The following is a 2,610-nucleotide window of genomic DNA, read 5'->3' on the forward strand; positions in this document are numbered from 1 at the left end:
ACCGTCGAGCCCGGCGCCGTCGTCGCCCCCGATGAGCGGCTGAGCTGGCCCGCCACGATCGCGATCGGCGTGCAGCACGTGGTCGCGATGTTCGGAGCGACGTTCCTCGTCCCCGTCCTCACCGGCTTCCCCGTCGCCACGACGCTCCTCTTCTCGGGTGTCGGCACGCTCCTCTTCCTCCTGATCACCCGCAACAAGCTGCCCAGCTACCTCGGCTCGAGCTTCGCGTTCATCGCCCCCGTCACCGCCGCGACGGCGGTCGGCGGCACCGGATCGGCGCTCGCCGGGATCGTCGCCGTCGGACTCCTGCTCGCCGCGGTCGGCGTCGTGGTGCAGTTCGTCGGCCTCGGCTGGATCGACCGCCTGATGCCCCCGGTCGTGTCGGGTGCGATCGTGGCCCTGATCGGCTTCAACCTCGCTCCCACCGCCTGGTCGAGCTACCAGCAGGCCCCCGTCACGGCGACGGTCACCCTCGCCGCGATCATCCTCGGCGGAGTGTTCTTCCGGGGCTTCCTCGGCCGCGTCTCGATCTTCGTCGGCGTCGTCATCGGCTACGTCGTTGCCCTGCTGCGCAACGAGATCGACTACTCCGCGGTCGGCGACGCCGCCTGGGTCGGCCTGCCGCCCTTCTCCTTCCCCGACTTCGCGTCCGGATCGACGTGGTCGGGCATCGCGATGTTCCTCCCCGTCGTGCTCGTGCTCATCGCCGAGAACGTCGGCCACGTGCGCGGCGTCGCGACCATGACCGACCCCTCCGTCAACGCCCACACCGGCCGCGCGCTGATCGCCGACGGCGTCGCGACCGCGGTCTCGGGCACCTTCGGCGGCTCGGGCACCACGACCTACGGCGAGAACATCGGAGTGATGGCCGCCACCCGCGTGTACTCGACCGCCGCGTACTGGGTCGCCGGCGTCACCGCGGTGCTGCTCAGCCTCTCGCCCAAGGTCGGGGCGATCTTCAACTCGATCCCCGCGGGCGTCCTGGGCGGCGCGACCACCGCGCTCTACGGCCTGATCGGCGTCATCGGCATCAAGATCTGGGTCGACAACCGCGTCGACTTCTCGCGCCCGGTCAACCAGTACACGGCCGCCGTCGCCCTGGTCATCGCGATCGCGGGCTTCAGCTTCTCCTCCGGCGGCTTCCAGCTCGGCGGCATCGTCCTGGGCGCCGGCGCCGCGCTCGTGATCTACCACCTGGGCAACGCGATCGCCCGCTGGCGCCGCACGGGCGCGGACGACGGCGGACCGCTGCCGGCCATCGGGCAGCTGGGCGGGGACGTGCAGAAGTAGGGGGGGTCGCGAGGGGGCGCTAGGGTGCCGGGATGGTCGACGACGCCCCCTCCTCGCTCTCCTTCGTCCGCTACGACATGAGCGAGGCGGGCTCTGCGGCTTCGCTGTTCACGGCATCCGGTGCAGGCGGGCTGTGCGGGATCTACGTCCTGGAGTTCGAGAACGGCCAGCGCTACGTGGGCCAGACGACGAACATCGTGAGCCGGTACGCGTCGCATCGACGTCATCACGGAGACGTGGTGGCCTTCCGCTTCGCGAAGTGCCCCCGAGCTCGGCTCGATGAGGAGGAGCGCGCGGAGATCCGGAGGCAGGAGGCGACGCACGGTCTGCGGAACCTCACGCTGACCGGGTGGCCGGGCGGAACCGGAGACCGCGCCGCCACCGTCGAGGAGGGGAAGAGCGTTCTGCTTCCGTGGGAGCGGGAGCGGCGCGGGAGGATCGGCGAGGAAGGTGCGTCCACGCTCCAGGGCCGTTTCTGGGAACTTGCGCGTCGCGACGACTACGCAGTTCTCTCGGAATGCCTCGCCTACTACGCGAGCGAGACGATCGCCGACCCGTTCGGGACGCAGAAGGTGCTCTGGGTGCTTTCGGCGCTGCCTTCTACGAAACGCTCGAGGACGTCTCGCCGTCTCTTCACGTTCAGCTGCGGGATCCTCGAGACCGTCTTCGCGGTCGAGTACATCGAGGAAGGGCTGACGGAGGTCGTCGTGAGGGCCAACGTCGATGCACCGACATTCGATGAAGCGGTCGAAGCGCTCGGTACTCTTCCGGACGTCTTCTACGATCGCGAGGACGCCTCCTACAAGAGCGCGGAGGTGGCGTCGTATCTGTTCGGCTCCTGGGACGAGTTCGCGGAAGCACTCGAGTACCCGCCCTTCCTCGAGGCGGCCTACAAGCTGAACACCACGATGATGCGGAGGGGGTCCTCACCTCTCCGGCGCCATCACAACGCGTTCTTCGCCGACGACGTCCTGCGGGTCGCTGCGACGTTCCCGGCCGACGAGTCGGACTGACTCCACAGCCCGCATCCCGCGGATGTTGTCCACCGATCAAGAAGACCTCACCTCCGTGTGTCGGTGGTCGGTGTCATCATCCGGGTATGGCAACGATCGATCCGTACGCAGCACCCGCCGGGGGCGGGCCGTCGGTGCACGCCTGCTTCGAGGAGGCCTACGGGCACGCGATCGAGGCGGCGGGAGCGCTGCGGCGGTTCCGGTCGCGCATCGACGGCGAGCAGGCCGAGCTGATCGAGTGGTCGCGTCGCACGGCGATGGCGGTGCCCGAGGCCCTCGTGGATGCGGGAGTGCTCGGGAAGGGTGA

General features: G+C 69.3%; 3 protein-coding genes. All 3 read left to right on the forward strand.

Features of this window, described 5'->3' with window-relative positions; all coding sequences use genetic code 11:
* Positions 1–1,290: uracil-xanthine permease family protein (locus tag IOC53_RS18520; protein WP_242683550.1), on the forward strand; the 1,290-nt coding region annotated here is incomplete at its 5' end.
* 32 nt (positions 1,291–1,322) lie between these two features.
* Positions 1,323–2,303, forward strand: a complete 981-nt coding sequence (locus IOC53_RS18525; RefSeq protein WP_207408072.1) for a GIY-YIG nuclease family protein — start codon at positions 1,323–1,325, stop codon at positions 2,301–2,303.
* Positions 2,304–2,389: 86 nt separating this feature from the next.
* Positions 2,390–2,610 (forward strand): hypothetical protein (locus IOC53_RS18530; protein ID WP_207408074.1); only part of this gene is annotated, 221 nt, incomplete at its 3' end.

It is taken from the genome of Rathayibacter sp. SD072, assembly GCF_017355185.1.
Taxonomy (GTDB): domain Bacteria; phylum Actinomycetota; class Actinomycetes; order Actinomycetales; family Microbacteriaceae; genus Rathayibacter.

Bases quoted from the DNA above. Each gene is read 5' to 3' on its own strand.
- IOC53_RS18525 (WP_207408072.1), top strand. From the start codon at position 1,323: ATGGTCGACGACGCCCCCTCCTCGCTCTCCTTCGTCCGCTACGACATG.